At 70.1% G+C, this 21760-nt stretch carries 19 protein-coding genes; 10 read left to right on the top strand and 9 right to left on the bottom strand.

The genetic code is table 11. The annotated features are described in order from the left end of the window. The first annotated feature begins 164 nt into the window (after positions 1-164). Positions 165-1247, top strand: coding sequence for a LacI family DNA-binding transcriptional regulator (locus MED15_RS19335; RefSeq protein WP_112584532.1), 1083 nt, complete (start codon positions 165-167; stop codon positions 1245-1247). Between the two features lie 148 nt (positions 1248-1395). After that, the gene (locus tag MED15_RS19330) at positions 1396-4857 is read left to right on the top strand and encodes an alpha-glucuronidase family glycosyl hydrolase (RefSeq protein ID WP_112736574.1); all 3462 of its coding nucleotides are present in this window, start codon (positions 1396-1398) and stop codon (positions 4855-4857) included. A 97-nt stretch (positions 4858-4954) separates the two neighbouring features. On the opposite strand, the gene MED15_RS19325 is transcribed toward MED15_RS19330, so the two are convergent. Beyond that, the gene (locus MED15_RS19325; RefSeq protein WP_244220510.1) at positions 4955-5980 is read right to left on the bottom strand and encodes an ArsR/SmtB family transcription factor; all 1026 of its coding nucleotides are present in this window, start codon (positions 5978-5980) and stop codon (positions 4955-4957) included. 20 nt (positions 5981-6000) lie between these two features. Here MED15_RS19325 and MED15_RS19320 point away from each other — a divergent pair, with 20 nt between their 5' ends. Both MED15_RS19320 and MED15_RS19315 read left to right on the top strand, forming a co-directional pair. Further along, positions 6001-6783, top strand: coding sequence for an SDR family NAD(P)-dependent oxidoreductase (locus MED15_RS19320; protein WP_112736501.1), 783 nt, complete (start codon positions 6001-6003; stop codon positions 6781-6783). A 33-nt stretch (positions 6784-6816) separates the two neighbouring features. Then, complete coding sequence (locus MED15_RS19315) at positions 6817-8193, top strand: MFS transporter (RefSeq protein ID WP_244220509.1); 1377 nt, start codon at positions 6817-6819, stop codon at positions 8191-8193. Here the strand turns inward: MED15_RS19315 and MED15_RS19310 are convergent. Then, positions 8129-11128 carry a glycoside hydrolase family 95 protein gene (locus MED15_RS19310; RefSeq protein ID WP_112736499.1) on the bottom strand — a complete coding sequence of 1000 codons (3000 nt, stop codon included), beginning with the start codon at positions 11126-11128 and terminating at the stop codon, positions 8129-8131. The two genes, MED15_RS19315 and MED15_RS19310, sit on opposite strands and share 65 nt — an antisense overlap. 469 nt (positions 11129-11597) lie before the next feature. On the opposite strand from MED15_RS19310, the gene MED15_RS19305 reads away from it, so the two are divergent. Then, positions 11598-12602, top strand: coding sequence for a hypothetical protein (locus MED15_RS19305; RefSeq protein WP_112697846.1), 1005 nt, complete (start codon positions 11598-11600; stop codon positions 12600-12602). A 15-nt stretch (positions 12603-12617) separates the two neighbouring features. Here MED15_RS19305 and MED15_RS19300 read toward each other — a convergent pair whose 3' ends face one another. After that, positions 12618-13421, bottom strand: coding sequence for a helix-turn-helix domain-containing protein (locus MED15_RS19300; RefSeq protein WP_112584425.1), 804 nt, complete (start codon positions 13419-13421; stop codon positions 12618-12620). Positions 13422-13588: 167 nt separating this feature from the next. Between MED15_RS19300 and MED15_RS19295 the strand changes: the two genes are divergently transcribed. After that, on the top strand, positions 13589-13933 hold the full coding sequence (locus tag MED15_RS19295) for a DUF1330 domain-containing protein (protein ID WP_112584424.1): 345 nt from the start codon (positions 13589-13591) through the stop codon (positions 13931-13933). 104 nt (positions 13934-14037) lie between these two features. After that, positions 14038-14913, top strand: a complete 876-nt coding sequence (locus MED15_RS19290) for an alpha/beta fold hydrolase (protein ID WP_208646695.1) — start codon at positions 14038-14040, stop codon at positions 14911-14913. A 7-nt stretch (positions 14914-14920) separates the two neighbouring features. On the opposite strand, the gene MED15_RS19285 is transcribed toward MED15_RS19290, so the two are convergent. Then, positions 14921-15151, bottom strand: a complete 231-nt coding sequence (locus MED15_RS19285; RefSeq protein ID WP_112584423.1) for a hypothetical protein — start codon at positions 15149-15151, stop codon at positions 14921-14923. 96 nt (positions 15152-15247) lie between these two features. On the opposite strand from MED15_RS19285, the gene MED15_RS19280 reads away from it, so the two are divergent. After that, entirely contained in the window at positions 15248-15973 is a 726-nt protein-coding gene (locus MED15_RS19280; protein ID WP_112697850.1) for a TetR/AcrR family transcriptional regulator C-terminal domain-containing protein, read from the top strand. 174 nt (positions 15974-16147) lie between these two features. Next, positions 16148-16546: a hypothetical protein gene (locus MED15_RS19275; protein ID WP_112602627.1), complete on the top strand. Its 399-nt coding sequence runs from the start codon at positions 16148-16150 to the stop codon at positions 16544-16546. A gap of 5 nt (positions 16547-16551) precedes the next feature. On the opposite strand, the gene MED15_RS19270 is transcribed toward MED15_RS19275, so the two are convergent. The 3 genes from MED15_RS19270 to MED15_RS19260 form a co-directional block, all read right to left on the bottom strand. Continuing rightward, a complete protein-coding gene (locus MED15_RS19270; protein WP_112697852.1) occupies positions 16552-17724 on the bottom strand; it encodes a hypothetical protein in 1173 nt (390 codons plus the stop codon). Next, positions 17721-18236: a SigE family RNA polymerase sigma factor gene (locus tag MED15_RS19265; protein WP_112736497.1), complete on the bottom strand. Its 516-nt coding sequence runs from the start codon at positions 18234-18236 to the stop codon at positions 17721-17723. Before MED15_RS19265 ends, MED15_RS19270 begins: the two co-directional genes overlap by 4 nt. A gap of 106 nt (positions 18237-18342) precedes the next feature. Then, on the bottom strand, positions 18343-19521 hold the full coding sequence (locus tag MED15_RS19260) for a MalY/PatB family protein (protein ID WP_112697854.1): 1179 nt from the start codon (positions 19519-19521) through the stop codon (positions 18343-18345). Between the two features lie 283 nt (positions 19522-19804). Between MED15_RS19260 and MED15_RS19255 the strand changes: the two genes are divergently transcribed. Beyond that, entirely contained in the window at positions 19805-20851 is a 1047-nt protein-coding gene (locus MED15_RS19255) for an SMP-30/gluconolactonase/LRE family protein (protein ID WP_112602633.1), read from the top strand. Between the two features lie 51 nt (positions 20852-20902). Here MED15_RS19255 and MED15_RS19250 read toward each other — a convergent pair whose 3' ends face one another. Next, positions 20903-21541, bottom strand: coding sequence for a hypothetical protein (locus MED15_RS19250; protein WP_112584417.1), 639 nt, complete (start codon positions 21539-21541; stop codon positions 20903-20905). Beyond that, positions 21538-21699: a hypothetical protein gene (locus MED15_RS33540; protein WP_167457683.1), complete on the bottom strand. Its 162-nt coding sequence runs from the start codon at positions 21697-21699 to the stop codon at positions 21538-21540. Before MED15_RS33540 ends, MED15_RS19250 begins: the two co-directional genes overlap by 4 nt. Positions 21700-21760 lie beyond the last annotated feature (61 nt).

Genomic DNA, 21760 nt, shown 5'->3' with positions numbered 1-21760 from the left:
GTCATCACTGCTGATTGAGGCAGCCGGCGCGCCGCGGCGGCAACGGGTTGCCATGTATTGCCTCGCGCGAATGTGATCGGGCTGCTGGATTGTTGCGGGGGCATTGCCGAGTATTCACTGCCGCCATACCATGATCACGGCGCGTAGCCGGGAGGAGCATGCAGATGCCCGACCACATCAGGCCGCCGGGACAGCGAGTCACGATCTACGACGTCGCCCATGAGGCGGACGTCTCACCGTCCACGGTGTCCCGCGCCTTCTCCCGACCGAGTCGCGTCAATTCCGAGACCGCCGAACGGATCCGGCGGGTCGCCGAGCGGTTGGGCTACCGGACCAACCCCCTCGCTCGCGCCCTCACCACATCCCGTACGCAGATGATCGCGCTGGTCATCGCCGACATCACCAACCCGGTGTACGCCGAGATCGTGCGCGGCGCGCAGGAGGTGGCGGCCGACGGCGAATACACCACAGTGCTGATCGACGCCCAGGAGTCCGACCGGCTGGAACGGGCGGCGGTCGAACGCACCATGTCGACAGTCGACGGCATCGTGCTGGCCAGCAGCCGGATGTCCGACTCGGCCATCCGGATGGTCGCCAAGCAGCGGCCGGTGGTGGTCCTCAACCGCGCTCTCGCCGACGTGCCGTGCGTCGTCACGGACGACCCTCGTGGGGTGCGGCGGGCCGCCGAACACCTCGGCGAGTTGGGGCACGACCACATCACCTACGTCGCGGGGCCGCAGGCGTCCTGGCCCAATGGTGTGCGCTGGCGCTCGCTGCTCGAGGCGGGCATGGAGCTGGAGATCAAGGTCCGCCAGATCGGGCCGTTCAGCCCCACCCTGGCGGGCGGTGAGCGGGCCGCGCAGGAGCTGTGCGCGCGTCCCGCGACGGCGGTCCTGGCCTTCAACGACCAGATGGCCATCGGGATCATCCGCGGTCTCAGCCGGATGGGCGTCAACGTTCCGGGCGACGTCAGCGTCGTGGGCTTCGACAACATCCTCGCCGCCGACATCGTCACGCCCGGGCTCACCACCGTCGCGGCACCGCTCTACGCGGAAGGCTCGGCCGCTACCCGGCACCTGCTCACGATGATCGAGGGGGCGCCCGGGCACACCGGCCGGCCGATGGTCCTGCCGGTACGCCTCGTGGTCCGCGACTCGACGGCCGTGCGCAACCCGAGCCCCGGTCGGGCCCGACCGGCGTGGGTGCGGCAGCGGCCCGTTCCCGGCCCGGCGGCCCACCTGCCGTGAGGGCCGAGCGGCCCCGCGACAAGAAACGACAACTCGTTGCCCGGGTGGAGCCACGCCGGGAAGGATCGACGCGCATCCATCCAGCAACGTCGTTGCGCTCGCGGGACGGGCCGAACGGCGTCCCCAGTGAACGAACGAGGAGATGGTGATGAACCGAGCTTCGGTGCCCCGGCTACGGCGAACCCTCATCGTGCTGGGCACGGCACTGGCCACCGTCGCGGCCACCCTCACTGTCGCCACCACCACGCCGGTCGCCGCGGCCCCGTCGCCGGACGACTACAACGGCTCCGACCTGTGGCTGCGGTACGTGCCGGTCGACGACGCGAAGCTGCTGCGTGACTACCGCCGCGCGGCCACGGCGGTCGTGGTCGAGAACGCCGACGCCACGAAGGTCCACCGGCACACGACCGACCTCGCCATGGCCCCCGATTCGAGCGAGAAGCTCGTCGAGACCACGCTGGGCGCCGCCCGGGACGAACTGGTCCGCGGTCTGGGCGGGCTGCTCGGCCAACCGACACCCGTGGCGACCGTCGACGGCGGCACGGTCCCCGACGGCGCGGTCGTGGTGGGCACGCCGACGAGTTCGCCGCTGGTGGGCCGCACCATCGCCACCCGCGACCTGGCCAAAGTGGGCGACGAGGGCTACCTCGTCCGGTCGGTGTCGAAGGGCGGGGCACGCTTCACCGTCATCGCCGGCAACACCGACCTCGGCGCGCTGTACGGCACCTTCGCCTTCCTGCGGCTGCTGCAGACCCAGAAACCCATCGACCACCTCCGCGTCGCGGAGTCACCGAAGATCAAGCATCGGTTGCTGAACAACTGGGAGACCGAGCGTCTCTACGCGGGCAACAACGCCTCCGGAATCGGCGGGCTGAACGGGGAGAGCGGGGCGATCTTCAACTTCGCCGCCACCGGCGCCAGCGCCGGCCGGAATCTGCCCGTCATTCTCGACCGCTACCTCGTCATGGCCCGCGCGTTGGCGTCGCTGGGCATCAACGGCATCACCATCAACAACGTCAATGCCGACAACGCGTACCTGACGAGCACCCGCATCGCGCAGGAGGCCGCCCTCGCCGACGCGCTGCGTCCGTACGGCATCAGGCTGGGCCTGTCGATCCGCTACACCGCGCCCACCGACAGCCGGTTCGCGCCGGACACGCTGACCAACAGCCAACTCGATCCGTACGGCGCAGATTTCCGGGGCTGGTGGCACCGCCGGGCCCAGCAGATCCAGGCCGCGATCCCGGACTTCATGGGCCTCACCGTCAAGGCCAACTCCGAGGGCCAGCCGGGGCCACAGGACTTCGGGTACGACCACGGTGACGGCGCCAACGCCATCGCCGCCGCTGTGGCGCCGCTCGGGATGACAGTGCACTGGCGGACGTTCGTCTACAACGCCGAGGTCGACAACGACCGGCTCAAGCGGGCCTACCTGGAGTTCGGGCCGATCGACGACGAGGTCCAGCCGGACGGCAGCCGGGGACGCTTCGCCGACAACGTGTTCCTCCAGACCAAGAACGGGCCACTGGACTTCCAGGCCCGGGAGCCCATCCACCCGATGTTCGGCCGGATGGAGAACACCAACCAGGCCCTGGAACTCCAGATCACCCAGGAGTACACCGGCCAGAACTGGATGCTGGCCTACCTCGGCCCGATGTACGAGGAGATCCTCAAGACCGACACGTACGCGACCGACGCGAACGGGAAGCTGCTCAAGAAGCGCCTGGTCGGCAACATCGTCGACGGGACCGCCCAGCACCACCCGGACACCGCCATCGTGGGTGTCGCCAACCTCGGCAACGCGGACAACCTGACCGGGCACCACTTCGCCCAGGCGAACCTCTTCGCCTTCGGACGCCAGGCGTGGGACTGGACGCTCGACTCGGCGGACATCGCGGCCGACTGGACGCGGATGACCTGGAGCAACGACCGACGCGTCGTCGACACCATCCACGCGATGATGATGGGCTCGTGGGAGTCGCTGGTCAGCTACCAGACGCCGCTCGGCATCGGCCACCAGTTCGCCGAGGGCGTCCACTACCGCCCCGACCCCGCCGACTGGGCGGGCCGCGACGACTGGAGCCCGATCTACTACAACAAGGCTGACAGCGTCGGTCTGGGCTTCGACCGCTCCCCCACCGGCAGCAACCTGGCCGCCCAGTACTTTCCCCGGTTGCAGCAGCGCTACGGGAACATCAACTCGGTCCCGGAGAACCTGCTGATGTGGTTCCACCACGTGCCGTGGGGCCATCGGATGGACAGCGACCGGACGTTCTGGGACGAGTTGGTCTACCGCTACCAGATGGGCGTGCAGTACGTGACCTGGATGCGGGAGACCTGGGACAGGCTCGAACCTGACATCGACGCACGCCGGTTCGCTGAGGTACGCGCCAAGCTGGCGGTGCACGAGGCGGACGCCGCCGACTGGCGGGACACCTCGGTGAACTACTGGAAGGAGTTCAGCGGGCGGGACATCCCGGTCGACGACGCACCACTGTCGGCGACGATCGTGGTGAACGGGAAGAGGTTCGGCGGCTTCAACCTGTCGGACACCTCGTACACCATCCCGGTCCCGGCCGGCGCGTCGCCGACCATCACGAAGGTGCGGACGGCCGACCGGAAGGCCCGCTACGAGATCATCTCCCAGGCGGCCGGCGTACCCGGACAGGCGGTCGTCAAGGTCACGACGGAGAGTTTCTTCGGCCCCCTGGTGAAGAACTACGTCTTCAACCTGGTGCCCGACACGACGCTGACGGCCCTGCGCGTCGACGGCAGGCGGCTGGCGTCCTTCGCACCGACGGTGCTTCGCTACAACGCCCTCACGCCGGCCGGCACGACGACAGTGCCGACGGTCACCGCCAGCGCCGCCGACCCCGCCGCCACGGTCGCGGTCGAGCAGGCGACCAGCCCCACCGGGCAGACCCGGGTCACCGTCACCAACGGCGGAGCCTCATCGGTCTACACCGTGGACCTGAACACCACCATCACCGGCAGCGACGAGTTCGACTCGGTTCAGCTCGGCCCGCAGTGGCAGTGGGTCCGGCCGGACGAGAGCAGCCGGCGTCTGGCCGACGGGTCCCTGGTCATCACCGCGCAGCAGGGCGACCTCCAGGGCAACGCCAACACCGGGAGGAACCTGGCCCTCCAGGACGTCGACGGCGACTGGACGGCCGAGTCCCGGATCGTCTTCTCCCGCCCACTCGCCGCCAACAACGAGCAGGGCGGTGTGCTCGGGTACGCGGACGACAACAACTACGTGAAGCTCGCCTGGGAGATGGGCAACGCGACCGCCGCCGTCAACAAGACCCGGATCGTCTTCCTGCGCGAACAGAACGGCACGGCGTCCACCCTGGAGATCACCGGAGCCGATGCCCAGCGCATCGTCGGGGCCGACGGCGCCATCTGGCTGCGACTGACCAAGATCGGGGACAGCTACCGCGCCTACTACTCCACCGACGGGAGCGTCTACCGCTACATCGGCTCCACGACGCTCAACGTCGAGGCGACGAAGGCCGGGCTGCTGGCCTTCAACCGGGCCGGCACCTCCACCGACCTCGACGTCGCCTTCGACTACTTCCGGATCGAGAGCCGCGGCGAGCGCATCCCCTAGACGAGTAGGTCCTAACTCAAGACGGGGCTGGGGTCGCGGCAGCATGAAGTGGCTGGCGGGCATGATCACCGAGGGACAGCGTCTCGGTCCACCGGGATCACTGCTCCGCCGCCTGGCCGACCACCTGGTCACCAAGAGGGCTGCGCCGGTACAGCACGTGCCGTCCGTCGCGGGCGCGAGTGATCAGGCCTGTCGCGTGGAGGACCTTCAGGTGTTGTGACACGGCGCTGGGTGTGACGGTGAGCCGGCGGGCGATCTCCACGGTCGGTAGCGGTTCGGCAAGGAGGTGAAGCAGTCGCGCTCTGGGCGCGCCGAGGAGCGATGTGACGGCGGCCGTGTCGGCGGTCGGTGTCGGTGCCCAGAGCGTTGCTACTCCACGGCAGGGGTATGCCAGCACTGGCGGTTCCTGCGGGCTGACTGGCGGGGCGGGCTTGTAGGAGAACACGGACGGCACCAGCAGAAGTCCTCGGCCGGCTGCCGCAACATGGTGCCTGCCGATCATCTTGTCGATGTGCAGGACGCCGTCCTGCCAGCGCAGATTCGGGTGCATGTCGGCGAAGAGCAGGCGCGCGCCTCCGACGGCCAGTTGTCGGGCGCGGTAGGTCATGTCTGCTTCCAGGACGAGTCGCATCTGCGGCCAGGTCGGCTTGATCGCGATCTCCCAGTAACGCTGGAGGTGGTCGCAGATGGCATCGCGGAGTGCGAGGACAGGAGCATCGTCGTCCGCGGTGATCTCCTGCAAGATGTCCGGAAGCCGGCCACGTACGTACACGGCCAACACGTCGCGGCGAACGACATCCGGAGGCGTCCGGCGTACTGCGGCCAACTCTTCTTCGAAGGTCTCGGCGAACTCCGTCGGCCGGGGCGTCAGGAAATCCGCAACGGCGCGGTCCGGCCCGACCAGGGACATCAGCAGGTCGGCACCGGGCGCATCGAGTCTGCCGAGAACCGACCTGCGCCACGGCAGGTGCAGCGCGTACAAGCCGGGCTCGCGCAATACCCGCAGGCTGAGCACAGTCTGGTAGATCGGTGAGATCGCGAAGCGGGTGTCCGCGAGGTCCTCGACGCTGAGCATGAAGCTGATCATTAAGCTGCAGGCTACATCGCTTGGCGTCGCCGCCAACGTGCCGTGGACTATCCGGCATGACACAGATCAACATGACAGACCAGGCCATTCGGCGTACGGCGATCGTCACGGGCGCGGCACGGGGCATCGGCGCCGGGGTGGCCAGGCGTTTGGCGCGCGATGGCCTCGCGGTCGCCGTGGTCGACCTGGTCGAGGAAGACTGCGCAGGCACCGTGACTGCCATCACCCGCGACGGCGGAACAGCGGCGGCGTTCGCCGCCGACGTCAACGACGAGTCGGCCGTGACCGCCGCTGTCACTCGGATCGCGGCCGAGTTGGGATCACCGACGGTGCTGATCAACAACGCCGGCATCGGCGGCCCCAACGCCGGCGTCGAGGAGACGAGCACCCAGCAGTGGGACGCGGTCACCGGGGTCAGCCTGCGCGGAGCGTTCTTCCTCACCCGGGCCGTGACCCCCTACATGATGGCGGCCGGCTGGGGACGGATCGTCAACATGTCGAGCATTTCCGCGCTCGGCGATTCCGGCCGCGTTGACTACGCCGCCGCGAAGGCCGGTCTGATCGGCTTCACCAAATCGCTCGCGCTGCGGCTCGGGCAGCACGGCGTGACGGCAAACGCCATCGGGCCAGGCTTCGTGGTCAGTGACATGACCAGGGTCGGGGCCCAGCGGCGGGGCCGCACCTTCGAGGAGCACCAGCGGATCGTGGCGCAAACCATCCCGGTGCGCCGGGTCGGCGAGCCCGAGGACATCGCGCACACCGCGTCGTACCTGGTCAGCCCCGAAGCCGGGTTCGTCTCCGGCCAGGTCATCTACGTCGCAGGCGGGCCGGTGGACTGACGTGACCGACGCTTTCGCACAGGCGGTTCGCACATGAGTCGCAGGCTGCTGGTGCTCCTCGCCCTCACCTGCGGGGTCGCCGTCGGAAACATCTACTTCCCCCAGACGATCAGCCCGCTGGTCGCCGCCAGCCTGCACGTCAGCGCTGACTCGGCCGCCCTGGTGGTGACCGCGGTGCAGTTCGGCTATGCCGCCGGGATCTTCCTGTTGGTGCCGCTCGGCGACCGGCTCCCGCACCGCCCGCTGATCGTCACCCTGCTCGGCCTCACCGGGCTGGGGCTGCTCGCCGCGAGCGCCGCACCCGCGCTGCCGCCGTTCGTCGGCGCGAGCGCCCTCGTCGGGGTCACGACGGTTGTCGCGCCGATCATCGGCCCCATGGCAGCCGGACTCGTTCCCGACGACCAGCGCGGCGTGGTCAGCGGCACCCTGCTGAGCGGCTCCATCGCTGGCATGCTGCTGTCCCGCACCGTCGCGGGCACCATCGGCGACTGGTTCGGATGGCGGGCCCCCTACCTGACGGCGGCGGCGTCCGTGCTGTTCATCGCCGTGGTCATGGCCCGCGTACTGCCGACAACACGACCGCCGTCCGGACACCGATACCCAGCGCTGCTGGCCGAGTCGCTGCGACTGCTGCGCACCGAGGCCGACCTGCGCCGCTCCTGCTTCTACCAGGCGACGGTTTTCGCCGGTTTCTCCGCGGTCTGGACCGCCGTCGCGCTGCTGCTCACCGGTCCCACATACGACTTGGGCGCACCGGCGGTCGGAACGCTCGCACTTGTCAACGCGGCGACAATGCTGTGCACCCCGGTCGCCGGACGGCAGGTGGACCGTAGGGGCAGCGACGCGGTGAATCTGGCCTGCCTGCTCGGGGTCATCGCCTCGGCCGTCGTCCTCGCGTTCGCTAGTCTCGGCGGGGCGGGAGGCCTCGCGGCACTGGCGCTCGGCACGTTGCTGCTCGACGTCGGGATGCAGTCCGGCATGGTCGCCAACCAGGTACGCGTCTACGCCCTGCGGCCCGAAGCCCGGAGCAGACTCAACACCGCCTACATGACCTGCGCCTACCTCGGCGGCAGCCTCGGCTCCTGGCTCGGAGCGCGCGCCTACGCCCATTTCGGGTGGCTGGGCGTATGCGCGGTCCTGGCGCTCCTCGCCGTGATCGCTCTTGCCCGCCACCTGACGTCAAGCCCGACCACCGGCCACCCTCGAACCACAGTCGCCGCCCGGAACACCGGGACCTCCGAGATCATCGCGGCACGGCCCACCTCGTTGGGCGAGAAGCCGCGACCGGGCCCGTCCCTGGTGGGGACGGGCCCGGTCGTGCTCCCCCGAGCAGGATTCGTTGCTGTCAGCCCCCGATCGCGATGGCGAAGATGTGCATGGTCGGCACGTTCGTGGCGGGCCGGGCGCTGATGTTGGGCAGCACGACCGAGGCCACCGCCTTGCTCTGCAACGCGACGCCCACGTAGTAGATGCAGGCGGCGGTGGCTTGGCGCTGGTTGTTGGGCCGGTTCTGGTACGCGGACACGATGGCCGCGGTGCCCCCGGAGTGCGGCCCGCCGTACCAGTCGGGCGTGCTCAACGTGAACGTCTGGCGGGTGCCGTCGGCGTAGACCACAGTCCCGGTCCCCGACACCGCGCCGTAGGTGCCGGTCAGCAGGAAGCCGAGCGTGCTGCCGGTGCCGGTCACGCCGATGGTCTGGCCCGAGGCGATGGCGTTGTCGGCGGCCCCGGAGCTGACGTTGGGCCAGCGGAAGTTGACCCCGTTGCGGCTCACCGTGCCGCCCGGGCTGGCACCGGCCTGCGCCAGCGCCTGCGCGGAGAGCGAGGCCCCGCCGCCGTCGAAGTTCCCGACGTTGGTGTTGCTGTCGCTGGTGATGCCGACGTTGCTGAAGCTCTGCTCCAGCGTCGGCGTGGTGGCACCGGAACTGGTGATCCGGTAGGTGCGTCCGGCCTGCACTGTGACGTCGATCAGGTCGGACTCGATCCGGGTGGTCCGGGCCGCCGTACCGTCGGCGGTGTCGACCACTGTGACGGTGCCGGTCAGGATCCGGGAGCGCAGGCGGACGGTGCCGGCCCGGTCCGGTCGGATGAGGATCTCGGTGGCCAGACCGCTCGCCCAGGTGATGCCGACCGTGTGCCCACCCCGACCGCGCAGGCCGGTCACCCGCCCGCTCGGCCAGGCCGGCGGCAGCGCGGGCAGGACGTGCAGCTCGCCGGTGTGGCTCTGCAACAGCATCTCGGCGATGCCGGCGGTGGCGCCGAAGTTGCCGTCGATCTGGAACGGCGGGTGCAGGTCGAACATGTTGGGCGCGAGCCGCGCGGTGGTGGCGAGGTAGCGGATCAGGTCGTGGGCCCGCTTGCCCTCCTCCATCCGAGCCCAGAAGTTGATTTTCCAGGCCAACGACCAGCCTGTGCCGTCGTCGCCGCGCAGCGCCAGGGTCCGCCGGGCGGCCTCGAACAGCTGCGGGGTGCCGCGCTTGGTGATCTGGTTGCTGGGGGCCAGCCCGTACAGGTGCGAGATGTGCCGGTGGTTGGGTTCGGTCTCCACCCAGTCGTAGAGCCACTCCATGATGTTGCCGCGCGAGCCGATCTTCATGGGTGGGAGCCGGTCCCGGGTGGCGCGAACCTGCGCCCGGAAGGTGCTGTCCACGTTGAGGATCTCGCTGGCCCGGGCGCACGCGTCGAACAGGTCCCGCAGGATCTGGTTGTCCATGGTGGGGCCGGCGCACACGCTGGCGTTCGCGTGGTGGCTCAGCTCCGGCGAGTTCGACGGGTTGGTCACCAGGTAGCCGAGGGTCGGCTCGGTCACCAGGGTGTTGAGGAAGAACTGCGCCGCGCCCTTCATGGCCGGGTAGTTCGTCCGCAGGAACTCGATGTCGCCGTTGAACAGGTAGTGGTCCCAGATCAACGTGGACAGCCAGGCACCGCCGGTCTGCCACATGCCCCAGAACGCGCCGTCCACCACAGCGGTGGCCCGCCACGCGTCGGTGTTGTGGTGGGTGACCCAGCCACTGGCGGCGCCGTACTGCACCTGGGCGGTGCGCGCTCCGGCGACGGCGAGGTCTCTGACCATGTCGAAGACCGGGTTGTGGCACTCGGCCAGGTTGGTGGTGTTGGCCGGCCAGTAGTTCATCGGCAGGTTGGCGTTGATCGTGTATTTCGAGTCCCACGCCGGGGCCAGCGAGTCGTTCCAGATGCCCTGGAGGTTGGCCGGCTGGGTGCCGGGCCGCGACGACGAGATCAGCAGGTAGCGGCCGTACTGGAACAGCAGCGTGGAGAACTGCGGGTCGTTGACGCTGTTGTGCTGGGCGATCCGGACATCCGTCGTCTGGTCGGCCGCGGACGTGCGCCCCAGATCGAGAGTGACCCGGCCGAACAGCGCCTGGTAGTCGGCCACGTGCCGGCTGCGCAGCTGGTCGTAGCTGCTGGCCCGCGCGGCGGTGAGGCGCTGCCGGGCGATGCCCTGGTAGTCGCCGCCGACGTTGCGGTAGTTGACGTAGCTGGAGCCGATGGAGATCAACAGGGTCACGCTGTTGGCGTTGGTCACCCGCAGGGTGCCGCCGGAGCTGGACACGCTGCCGCCGCTGACTGTCGCGTTGGCCAGGGCCAGGAAGCGGACCGCGCCGGTGACGCCCTCCATGTTTCCGGAGACGCCGTCGAGGCCGATCGTGGTGCCGTCCGGGCTGGACACCGTGGTGCGCTGCGGGCTGTCGAAGGTGGCGGTGAAGCTGATCGAGCCGGTCCGATCGGCGGTCAGTCGCATCGCGATGACCTGGTCGGGCGCGCTGGCGAACACCTCCCGCTGGTGACGAACGCCGTTCAGCACGTACGACGTCGTCACGGTGGCGGTGGTGAGGTCGAGCGTCCGGTCGTACTGTGACGCTCCGCTGGCGGAACCGAAGGCGAGCCGCAGGTTGCCGACGGTCTGGTAGGCGAGCTGGCCGCCGGGGTTGCCCATCATGGTCTGGTTGATCAGATCCTGGGCCTGGGTCCACTGGTTCGCGTTGACCAGCCGCCGGATCTCCGCGAGTGCTCCCGCGCCTCTGGGGTTGCTGGGGTCGTGCGGCCCACCGGCCCAGACGGTGTCCTCATTGAGCTGAAGTCGCTCCGTGTCGACGTTGCCGAAGACCATGGCGCCGAGCCGGCCGTTGCCGATCGGCAGCGCCCGCAGCCAGTCGGTCCCGGCCCCCTCGTCGTACCAGAGGGCGAGGTCCCCGGCGGCCAACACCTGCGGCGGCGCGACCGAGTCCGCTCGTGCCACGGCGGTCCAGGGCACCGGCAGGAGAGCACCACCCGCGCCGGCTGCGCCGATCTTGAGGGCCTGCCGTCGGGTCAGGTCTGACATCGATCCTCCAAACGGTGACCAGTCCGGCCACCCCGAAGCGTGACAACTATGGGACTCGACATGGGGATCCGCTTGGTGGGGCCAACCGGGCCCTGCCTGAGCAGGCCGACGCCGGGCCTTGGCGAGCCAGACATCTGATGTGTTTCGGGAAGGTTACTCCGGGGCCACAGAATAGGCAACGGTCGATCGATGTGCGGACGCGGCGCCGCTCTGGCCGGTCAGCAACATGCACGAGCGGATGAGCAGCGGCGTAGCGACAAGGCACAGCACTGCGATCCGCCAGAATCACGCCGACGATCACCCACTCCGATGGGCATACATCAGATGTACGCAGGCGGGCAGCCAAGCCAGCCGCGCACCAGCTCCGAAGTGCGCCCCGAAGCGGCTCAGGACTGCGGCTCCCGTACGCAATCGGGTTGTTCTCTGCCGACGCACGGGTGACCATGGGCGGCATGGCGGGAGCTCGGGGGTGAGATCACCTCTGCAAGGTGGACTGCCGCCGGGCGGCGCGGTGGTGGTCGGAGCCGTCGTGGAGATCGCCTGCGACGAGTCAGGGTTCTCGGGTACGAACCTGCTGCACTCGACCGCCCCGGTGATCACGCACGCGAGCGTCGACCTGGCCGTCGACGAGGCGGTCGCGCTCATCACCGCCCTGCGGTCCGGGTTCCGGTTCGCACCGCAGGAGCTCAAATCCGGCCGGTTTCTGCGCGGCTCGGGTGCGCAGGAGGCACTGGAGTGGTTCCTGGCGGCGCTCGCCGGCCGCGCGCACGTCCACCTCATCGACAAGGAGTTCTTCCTCGTCACCCGGATCGTGGACTTCCTGCTGACCGAGCCGTCGTACGCGGCGGGCACCCGCCTGGCTCGCGAGCACCATCCGGCGGCTCTCGCCCTGCACGAGGCCGGACGTTCGGCGGGAGGCGAATGGGGCGCCTTCCTGTCGGCGTTCGTCGATCTGGTCCGGATGAAGCGGCGACTTCCGGTCGACCAGACCGTGCAGCGGTTCTTCCAGGCCCGCGACGCGCTGCGGCGACACGGCCTCGGCACGGTGGCCGACGCCGTCCTCGACGGGCTCAGCCCGAGTTACGTGCGGGCCGTGGTGGCCAGGCTCGACGTCGACGACCGCACGGTCCCTCCCCCGCTGGAACCGCTGCTGCCGGCGCTGGCGGAGACGGTCCTGTCCTGGAGCGGCGGCCGGCGGCAGGTGCTGGTGACCCACGACGAGCAGAGCGCCCTGACGGCCGACCGGCTGACCCGCCTCCAGCGGGTGTTGGCCGACGGCGACGCGTCGACGGCCGGCGTCAACCGGGCTGGAGCACTGCCGAACGGCGTGTCACCCCTGGCGGGGCTGGTGGTCGTCGACTCCCGTGACGATCCACGCGTGCAGGTAGCGGATCTCCTCGCCGGAGTGGCCCGGCGGATGCCGGGCATCATCGACGACGCGCTCCGTCAGCCACCGGCCGCTCCCCCCGGGTGACGGGCAGCGGCCGGGTCACGACGCGGCACGGGCTCGGAGGGCTTGCGTGGTCGCCGAGTCAGCGGGAAAGAACGCCTCGACGGCCAACCCGGCGACTGTCACATCCCGCGGCGTACCGAAGAGGGTAGTGGTGCTGACGAAGGACAGTTCCTGGTCACAGTGCCGGTAGCGCAGCGGGACGAGAACACGTGAAAGGGCATCGCTGGCCGGTGTCGTGTCGACGTCACCACCGGGATAGCCGCGAAGCTCCTCGTGCAGGTCGTACAGGACCGGGTCGTTGGTTGTCGCCGCCTGCTGGTGCAGCCGTTTCAGCAGGTGGGCGCGCCACTCGGGCAGGTTGACGATGCGCGGCGCCAGACCGTCGGGGTGCAGGCTGAGGCGCAGCACGTTGATCGGTCGGGTGAGCAGGTGGGGCTGCGCATCCATTGTGAACAGGTCGACGGCAGGGTTGGCGTCGACGAGGTGCCAGTGCTGGTCCACGAGCAGCGCGGGGTACGGGCTGTGACCGTCGAGGATCTGCCGTACAGCGGCCCGTACCGGTGCCAGCTCGGGGTCGCTCAGTTCGTGGCGGGGGTACGCGGGCGCGTAGCCGCCGGCCAGCAGCATCGTGTTGCGCTCGGCCAGCGGCATCTCCAGGTGTTCGGCCAACCGCAGGAGGAGCTCGGGGCTCGGCCGGGATCGGCCGGTCTCGACGAAGCTCAGGTGCCGGGTCGACACTCCCGCCTCGATCGACAGGTCGAGCTGGCTCATTCCGCGAGTCTGGCGCCAGTCGCGCAGCAGCTCCCCCACTGGGCGCCCGTGCCGGGTCGAGATCGTCACTCACCGACCCTAATTCCGCACTGACAGCCGGGCCATTACCTGCGAGGTAATCGACAGCCCACCACGACGTTGGAAAGATCGCTTCCGGAACGACCGATCCGGTGCCGTGAAGCGGCGGCACCCACCGCGACCCACGTCAGAAAACCAGACGCGAAGGACGGACAATCATGACCGCGTACGCGCTCGCACACCTCCGCAAGGCACCCGTCCACGCCGAGGTGCTGACGTACCTGGAGCGAATCGACGCCACCCTCGCGCCTTTCGCGGGCCGGTTCATCGTCCACGGCGGTGCCATCGACGTCCTGGAGGGCGACTGGCCCGGCGACGTGATCGTCATTGAGTTTCCCGACCTGCAGCAGGCCCGCTCCTGGTACCAGTCCAGCGATTATCAGGAGATCAAGCCCTTGCGGACGAGGCACCTCACCGGCGAGGTGATTCTCGTCGACGGAGTCGAGTCCGGGCACGACTCGTCGCAGATGGCCGCGGCCATTCGCCGCGCCACCGATCGGTAGCACCTGACCTGCTCCCCGCCAGGGCACGAGCGCCGTCCCGAAGAACCGATGGCTCGCCGCCCGCACGGCACCCTGACACAGTCAGCCGGCCGTAGTCTCATCGGATGCAGGACATCCAGACGCACACCCTGGTCATTCCCGGCGTCGACCTGGTCTACGACGTCCGCGGCCCGCTACCTCCCACTGGCGCCCATCGCGCGCTACTCATGATCGGCCAGCCGATGGCGGCGGAAGGCTTCACCGCGCTCGCCCCGCACTTCACGGACCGCACGGTCCTCACCTACGACCCGCGTGGTCTGGGCCGCAGCGTCCGCAAGGACGGTCGGTCCGACCACACGCCGCAGCAGCAGGCCGCAGACCTGCACGCGCTCATTCAGGCGCTCGAGGTCGGTCCGGTCGACGTCTTCGCCAGCAGCGGTGGCGCGGTGACCGCACTCGAACTGGTCGCCACCCACCCCGACGACGTCGCCACCCTGGTGGCGCACGAACCGCCGATCAACGCCGTGCTCCCCGACGCCACGGCAGCCGAGCGCGCCCGAGCCGGCTTCTATGAGGCGTACCAGGCGAAGGGCTCGGGGGCGGGAATGGCCGCGTTCATCGCCATGACGTCCTGGCAGGGCGAGTTCACCGATGCCTACTTCGCCCAGCCCACCCCCGACCCGGCAATGTTCGGCATGGCCGCCGACGACGACGGCAGCCGCGACGATCCGCTGCTGTCGCAGAACTCGTGGGCGATCACCGACTACCGTCCCGACGCGAGCGTGCTCAACGCCGCGTCCACCCGGATCGTGGTCGCGGTCGGCGAGGAGTCGGCCGGCACGTACACCGCTCGCACCGCCCTGGGCCTCGCGGCGCTGCTCGGCCAGGAGGCCGTGGTGTTCCCGAGCCACCACGGCGGGTTCCTCGGCGGCGAGTTCGGCTACGCGGGCAAGCCCGAGGAGTTCGCCGCGCGACTGCGGGAGGTACTGGACGCGGGCTGACCCCTGCTCAACGGGTTGCGTCGGTGTAGACCTCGACGTCGTAGAGCAACTGCACGTCGCGACGGCCGTTGGTGATGCCGACGAAGACCGGATCACCGGCCGGGGTGCGGCCCTGACGCCACGCCTGCTCCCGGGCGGCCTCCCGCGACTCGTGATGGATCCTGCCCTCCTGGTGCAGTTGCAGCACGCGACGGGCAGTGGTCCGGTCGGTGTCGAGATGGATTCGCAGGAGAGGCATGCCGGGACCTCCTTGCGCCAACCGTCACCCCAACTTCCCTACGGACAATCACCTTACCGTCGTTAAATTGCCTGTCCATCTGTTTAGGATGCCTCCATGACCCCCGTCGAGCCCGGCATGTCCACCTCACCCTCGACGGCGCGACCGGACAATCACGCCGCGCCGCCGGTATGGCTGCGCGCGGCGCCGTCGCGGGCGCGGCGGAAGCCACCTTTGACCCTCGATCGAATCGTGGACGCTGCCGTGATCGTGCTGGACGAGCTCAGCGCCGAGGGCCTGACGATGCGCTGTCTCGCGCAGCGGCTCGACGTCACGGCGACCGCGTTGTACTGGCACGTGAGGACGAAGGACGACGTCCTGGACCTGGCCGTCGACCGGATCTTCGGCGAAGTGCCCGTTCCGGACACGAGCGAGAGCTGGCTGGAGGACATCCGCGTCCTCGCTCGCGCCTGGCGCCGCGCCATGCTGGATCATCCCTGGGCCGCAGGGCTCGTCGGCCGCCCCATGCTCGGTCCGAACGTGCTGGCCCGCACCGAGTTTCTGCAATCGGCGCTGGTACGCGGCGGCTGTAGCGGACTGCACCTCGCGGTGGCGACGCGCCTGCTGGCCAACTACGTCATCGGCGCCTCGCTCACCGAAGCCACCTGGCGACGGACCACGGAGCCGGAAACCAGGGCCGCGGCCCGCGCCCATATCGTGGCGAGCGCCAACGCCTATCCGACCCTCGACGCCTCCGGCCACCTCGACGACACCCGATGGGACGACGACCTGCTGTTCGAGGAGGGCCTCAACGGCATTCTCCGCACGGCGGCCCGAGGCTAGCGAGCGAGCCCCATCGGTACCGGTGCCACCAGGCGTCGCCAATCCCGCACCGTCCGGAACGAGGAAGAGGCTGGGACCTCGTGCAGATGGCCCGACCAGCCGTATCGTGGGACACGGAGGCGACGATCCGCCGTCTTCGATGAAGTTCCTCCCGCAGCGGTCGAGGAGAACGAGATGACTGGTCTGGCGGCCGTCAGCGCAATCGTGGGTGTCCTGCTCGTCGGTCTCGTGGTCCTGGTCCGCAAGCCGACCAACACCCGGTCGGTGCTCAGATGGTCGGCCCTGGCGATCACCGCGCTGGTGGCCGCCGTGCTGGCTCCCTTCACCGTGGACGACTCGGGCACCGCGGCCAGCTATCTGCTCGGCGTTCCCGTTGTCGCGGCACTGCTGCCCGTTCTCGCGCAGCGGATCGGTCGACTGGCAGTCGTCGCCGATGTGGTGGCCGCGCTCGTCCTCACCGGCTGGGGGCTGCTGCTCGGGTTGGGCATCGGTGTCGCGTTCCTACCAGCGGTGATACTCCTGATCGCCAGCGCCGCGGGCACCTGGGCGCCGCGACCGTCCACCATCACGTGACCCGGTCACTGCCGGTTGCACCGCCACACCAGCGGCCGATACGCCTGGTTCTCGTAGACGGCCCCGACCACCGTCAGACCGTCGTCGCTGATTCCCTCTGCCGTGTACGTGCCCGCCTCGGTCACCCGGACCTCGGGTTGGCCCGGCAACCGGCGGGAGGTGCCGTCTGGGGCCACGACCAGCGGCGCACCGTCGACGACCAGCACATCGCCATTGCCGGCGATGCCGCTCGCCCCCGGGAAGGGCAGCAGGCTCACCGCTCCGGTGGCGAGATTCCACCGCACCGGCAGCATCTGCACGGCGCCGCTCCGTCGGCCGCCGGGAACCATGCCGATCGCCCATTCGCCCCGCGCCGAGTCGACCGACGCCCGCGGGTAGCCGTCGGGCACTGCCAGCGCCGCCCCGACGCCCCGCGGCGTCCACCGGTAGGGCCGATCGCCCACGGTGCCGACGATCGTGCCGTCCTCGGTGATCCCGGTCGCGGACGACCCCCGCTGGCCGATCAGCCGGTACTTCTGGGGGTGGTCCGTCGACCACAGCACGGCCTGGTGCGAGTCGTCGGATTTGCGGGCGGTGCCGACGATGTCGCCCCGACCGTTGACGGCGTGCACGAGCACCGCGTCGTAGCCGGGCGGGGTGGCCAGGACACGCAGCTTCCCGTCCCGGTACAGCCAGCCGGTGCCGTCGCCGTTGGTGCCGACCACATAGCCACGGGTGTTGACCGCTGCCGCGTGCCGCGCGGTCGCCGGCAGGACGACCGGCCGGCCGTCGGTCCACAGCACGACCCGTCCGTCCTCCCGCCCAGTGCCGATGTCGCCGACGATGTGCCGTCCGGTGGGATCGACCCCGCTGGCCACCGCGACCGGACCGCCGACCGGCTGCGGCAACCACGACGCCTGGCAGGTGACCGTCGGGCGCGGGGCGGCCGACCCGGTCACCGCCGGTGACACGGCGATCGCCGGCGTGTTGGGAACTGGCGGGCTGGTGGTCCCGCCGACCTGGACGGCACCCACGACACCGACCCCGGCCAGCACCGTCAGCGCGGCGATTCCGCCGACTCGGCGACGCTGGCGGCGCCGCCGACCGTCGCGGACCGCCCGGCTCAGGTCGACCCGCGGCTCCGGTACCGGCACCGAGCGCAGCAGCTCGGCGATCCGCTGATCGTCCACCGTGGTCATCTCGGGCTCCTCACTGACATCTCGGTGACGTCGAGCACCTGGCGGACGGCCGCCAGCGCCCGAGCCGTCTGCGACTTCACGTTGCCTTCGGAGCAGCCCATCGCTGCGGCCGTGTCGCTCAGCGACAGGTCGCACAGGAACCGCAGGACCAGCACGGTGCGCTGGCCACGTGGGAGGCGGGCGAGCGCCGCGAGCAGGCTGTCCCGCTCGGCCAGGTCGTCGTGCGGCGTCACCGGCGAGCGCTCCGGCTCCGGCACCGACCCCAGCAGGCGAACCTTCGCCCAGCTCAACCGCTTCTCATCGACGAGCTTGTGCACCATCATCCGGTGTACGTACGCGTCGACGTTGTCGGCCCGGCTGACCCGGCGCCAGTTCACGTAGAGCGCCGTGACAGTCTGCTGCACCACGTCATCGGCCAGATGGGCGTCGCCGCACATCAGGAACGCGGTCCGATGCAGGCTCGGCAGTCGCGCGGAGACGTACTCCACGAACTCACCCTCGGCATCCACCATCGAGGCTCCCTCCTCCGCAAGCTCGACGGGACCGGACCATCATCAGGTTGCGTCCCGTCGAAGAACGCTCGGAAGCCCTACCGCCCGGCCGCCGCGCGCCACGGTCTCAGCCGACGGCGCTGGCCATCCGGTGTACCGCCTCGATGATGAGCTCCGGCGCGGTGGCCAGGTTCAATCGGACATGCCCCACACCGCCGGTGCCGAACGCCAGTCCGGAGTTCAGCGCCACCCGGCCACGGTCGAGGAACACGCTGGCCGGGTCGTCGCCGAGGCCCAGGGCGCGGCAGTCCAGCCAGGCCAGATAGGTGGCCTGACCGGGCTGGTAGCGGACGGCCGGCAGGTGCTCGGCGAGCAGCGCGGTCAGGAGCCGACGGTTGTCGTCCAGGCCGGTCAACACTGCGTCGAGCCACTCGCCGCCGTCGCGGAAGGCAGCGGTGTGGGCGATCACGCCGAGGTGGCTGGTGCCGACGCTGACCCCGAACGGGACACGGGCGAGGTCCCCGGCCGCGGCCGGGCCGGCGACCAGGAGCCCGCCGCGCAGGCCGGCCAGGTTCCAGCCCTTGGAGGCGGACATCAGCGACAGGCCGTTCTCCGCGCCGGGCACCGAGAGGTACGGCACGAATCGCGCTCCCCCAGCCACCACGGGAGCGTGGATCTCGTCGGCGACCACCCGCACCCCGTGCCGCTGGGCCAGTTCGGCGACGGCGGTCAACTCGGCCGCGCTGTGCATGACGCCGGTCGGGTTGTGCGGGCTGCAGAGCAGGTACGCGGCCGGCCGGCCACCGGCGCGAGCCCGCCGGAACGCGTCCCCCAGCGCGTCGAGGTCGATCCGCAGGTCCTCGCCGAGCGGTGCCTCCACGATCCGGCGCTCCGCGTGCGCCACTGACTCATAGAACGGCGGGTAGACCGGGCAGTTGACGACCACCGCGTCTCCCGGGTCGGTGACCAGTCGCAGCGCCTCGACGACGCCGTGCATGACGTCGGGCACGAGCGCGGTGCGCTCCACGGCCAGCCCGTCCCAGCCCCACCGCCGTGCAGCGAACTCGGCCACCGCCTGTGGGTACGCCGTTCCGGCGGTGTAGCCGGTGTCGCCGCGCGCGACGGCGTCGGTGATCGCCAGTGCGACCGGCTCGGCCAGGGGCACGTCCATCTCCGCCACCCAGAGCGGCAGCACGTCGTCGGGGTACTCCCGCCACTTGAGGCTCGTCCGCTGCCGGAGCTGGTGGATCGTGAGCTGGCGGAGGGGATTGACAGCGGTTCGCGCACCACTGAGCAGGCCACTCATGTCCCCACCCTATTCCCTGCCTCCGGCCGACGCCTCGGGTAACCACTGATGTGTCCACTGTGGTCGTATCGGAAGGATTTCCGGAGACGGTTTTGGCATTGACCAGTGTCTTTGTGTTTGGGATCGTCGTACCGCTCGGAATCAACGGCGAAACATTGCTGCGGGTTGCTGGTTCATAACCTAGGCTCCCGAATATCCACATCGACGGCCCGCCCTCACGCCGTGCCAGCCACCGACCTCGCACGCCGGCCATCGCAACCCTCGACGCCGATTGGAGTATTCGATGACCTGGCGTCCCACCATTGCCGCACTGGCCGGCCTGTGCCTGGCGGTCAGCGCCACCCCGTTGCCCGCCGGTGCTGCCGCCGACGCTGCGCATGTCAGCGCTCACGCCGCGCTCGCCGGTCCGCCCGGCGCACCGCCCGGGGCCTGCCCGACGGGGGCCAGTTACGGTCCACCGCTGCCGGCCAGCACCATGACGGCCCCGCGAATCCAGGGCGGGTTCACGTTCCTCGAAGGGCCGGTCTGGGTCGCCGACGGCGGCTACCTGCTGATGTCGGACATGACCGCCGGCACCGGGCCGTACAACGTCCAGCCGTCGACGATCCGCCGGTTCACCCCGCCAGCCGGCTTCGACACGTTCATCGCCGACGCCGGCAGCAACGGCCTGGCACTCAGCGCCGACGGCCAGCAGCTCGTCGCGGCCACCCACGACCAGCGCAGCGTGTCCGCGTACCGGTTGAGCGACCGGGCCCGCAGCACCGTCGCGCCGAACTACCAGGGCCGGGCGTTCAACTCGCCGAACGACGTCGCGGTCCGTTCCGACGGCGTCGTCTACTTCACCGACCCCAACTTCCAGCGCGGCAACCGCCCGGACCAGATGAGCGGGCGTACCAGCGTCTTCCGCGTCTCCAACGGGCAGGTGTCGCTGGTCGACGACCGGTTGCGCCAACCCAACGGCATCTCGCTCTCGCCGGACGGGACCGCGCTGTACGTGGGCGCCTACTCCGAGAACAAGATCTACAAGTACGCGGTCCAGCCCGATGGCAGCATCGGCGCTCGCAGCGTCTTCGTGAACTACATCGGCGGCCCGGACGGCGGCACGATCGATTGCGCCGGCAACGTGTACTGGACCTCGGGCGGGGATTCCCTGGTCCACGTCTACTCCCCGGCGGGCACCCAGCTCGGCACGATCCGGTCCGGCAATTCCGGCACGACCAATGTGGCGTTCGGGGGCCCCGACCGGCAGACCCTCTTCGTCACGTCGGGCCGGTGGGGCGACTCCGGGCTGTACAGCGTGCGACTCAACGTCCCCGGATATCCGTACTGACCAACGGCGGGATGGCGCGCCGCTTCCGTCGTAGCCCGACGAGGCGGCGCGCTATCCGGTGGTCGCGGCAATGAACACCACCGCCCCGACGACCACCAGGGCAGCGGCCAGGAAGGTCTGCCGGCGGGCCCGGCGCAACGCCTCCCGGACCTGCCAGGCGTGGGCCGTGGCGAGCAGCCAGCGCAGGTACGGGTCGGTCCGGGCGATGTTGCGGCGCGCGGTGGCGAGCCCTGCCCGGAGGGCGTCCCGCTCCTGCGGCGGGGCCGTCGACAGGCGATGGGTGATCTCCGCAGCGATCCGGCGATGACGCAGCAGACCGTCGACGTCACCGGCGTACCCGCCGAAGTGGTACCAGGGCTCGGCCTCCAGCCGCTCGCGCAGGCCGCGCAGCTCCGGCCCGGTGAGCGTCGCCGGCGTGGTCATCGGCGGGACGAGCACCTCGCTGGTCCGCCAGATCGCCCAGGCCACGCCGAGCAGCGTCACCAGCAGACCGCCGCCCGCCCACACCGCATGAGCCCAGTCGGTGACCTTGCCGGCGGCGATCAGCGGGCCGCCGCCGAGCAGCAGCGCGCCCACCGCGCCGGCCGAGGAGATGATCCACCGTGCCGCCGCCCGACTGTCCGCGACCGAGTCCAACGGGGACGGCAGCGCGTCCAACCCCGCGCCGCTCGTCGGCGATTCCCCGGTCATCGGGGGTCGTCGCGGAAGACGACACCCAGCGGGCCGTTGGCGTCGTCGGGCAGATCGGTGTACGGAACCCAGCGCTGGCCGTCGAAGAACTCCAGCTCGCCGCTGTCGTTGATCCGCACGGCGTTGACTTGCGCAAGCTCCTCAGGATCGTCAGCCATGGATACAGTATCGGTCAGTCCGGCAATCCACCCCGGCGTCGGGGCGTCCGCAGGGGGCCTT

Source organism: Micromonospora noduli (assembly GCF_003264475.1).
GTDB classification, from domain to species: domain Bacteria; phylum Actinomycetota; class Actinomycetes; order Mycobacteriales; family Micromonosporaceae; genus Micromonospora; species Micromonospora noduli.
The sequence above is the reverse complement of the archived record's forward strand: the minus strand, read 5'-3'. Positions and strand labels throughout refer to the sequence as shown.

What these genes read in the sequence shown, in the direction of transcription:
- MED15_RS19335 (WP_112584532.1), top strand. Translation starts at nt 165, where the DNA reads ATGCCCGACCACATCAGGCCGCCGGGACAGCGAGTCACGATCTACGAC.
- MED15_RS19330 (WP_112736574.1), top strand. Translation starts at nt 1,396, where the DNA reads ATGAACCGAGCTTCGGTGCCCCGGCTACGGCGAACCCTCATCGTGCTG.
- MED15_RS19320 (WP_112736501.1), top strand. Translation starts at nt 6,001, where the DNA reads ATGACACAGATCAACATGACAGACCAGGCCATTCGGCGTACGGCGATC.
- MED15_RS19315 (WP_244220509.1), top strand. Translation starts at nt 6,817, where the DNA reads ATGAGTCGCAGGCTGCTGGTGCTCCTCGCCCTCACCTGCGGGGTCGCC.
- MED15_RS19310 (WP_112736499.1), bottom strand. Translation starts at nt 11,128, where the DNA reads ATGTCAGACCTGACCCGACGGCAGGCCCTCAAGATCGGCGCAGCCGGC.
- MED15_RS19295 (WP_112584424.1), top strand. Translation starts at nt 13,589, where the DNA reads ATGACCGCGTACGCGCTCGCACACCTCCGCAAGGCACCCGTCCACGCC.
- MED15_RS19290 (WP_208646695.1), top strand. Translation starts at nt 14,038, where the DNA reads ATGCAGGACATCCAGACGCACACCCTGGTCATTCCCGGCGTCGACCTG.
- MED15_RS19285 (WP_112584423.1), bottom strand. Translation starts at nt 15,151, where the DNA reads ATGCCTCTCCTGCGAATCCATCTCGACACCGACCGGACCACTGCCCGT.
- MED15_RS19280 (WP_112697850.1), top strand. Translation starts at nt 15,248, where the DNA reads ATGACCCCCGTCGAGCCCGGCATGTCCACCTCACCCTCGACGGCGCGA.
- MED15_RS19275 (WP_112602627.1), top strand. Translation starts at nt 16,148, where the DNA reads ATGACTGGTCTGGCGGCCGTCAGCGCAATCGTGGGTGTCCTGCTCGTC.
- MED15_RS19270 (WP_112697852.1), bottom strand. Translation starts at nt 17,724, where the DNA reads ATGACCACGGTGGACGATCAGCGGATCGCCGAGCTGCTGCGCTCGGTG.
- MED15_RS19265 (WP_112736497.1), bottom strand. Translation starts at nt 18,236, where the DNA reads ATGGTGGATGCCGAGGGTGAGTTCGTGGAGTACGTCTCCGCGCGACTG.
- MED15_RS19260 (WP_112697854.1), bottom strand. Translation starts at nt 19,521, where the DNA reads ATGAGTGGCCTGCTCAGTGGTGCGCGAACCGCTGTCAATCCCCTCCGC.
- MED15_RS19255 (WP_112602633.1), top strand. Translation starts at nt 19,805, where the DNA reads ATGACCTGGCGTCCCACCATTGCCGCACTGGCCGGCCTGTGCCTGGCG.
- MED15_RS19250 (WP_112584417.1), bottom strand. Translation starts at nt 21,541, where the DNA reads ATGACCGGGGAATCGCCGACGAGCGGCGCGGGGTTGGACGCGCTGCCG.
- MED15_RS33540 (WP_167457683.1), bottom strand. Translation starts at nt 21,699, where the DNA reads ATGGCTGACGATCCTGAGGAGCTTGCGCAAGTCAACGCCGTGCGGATC.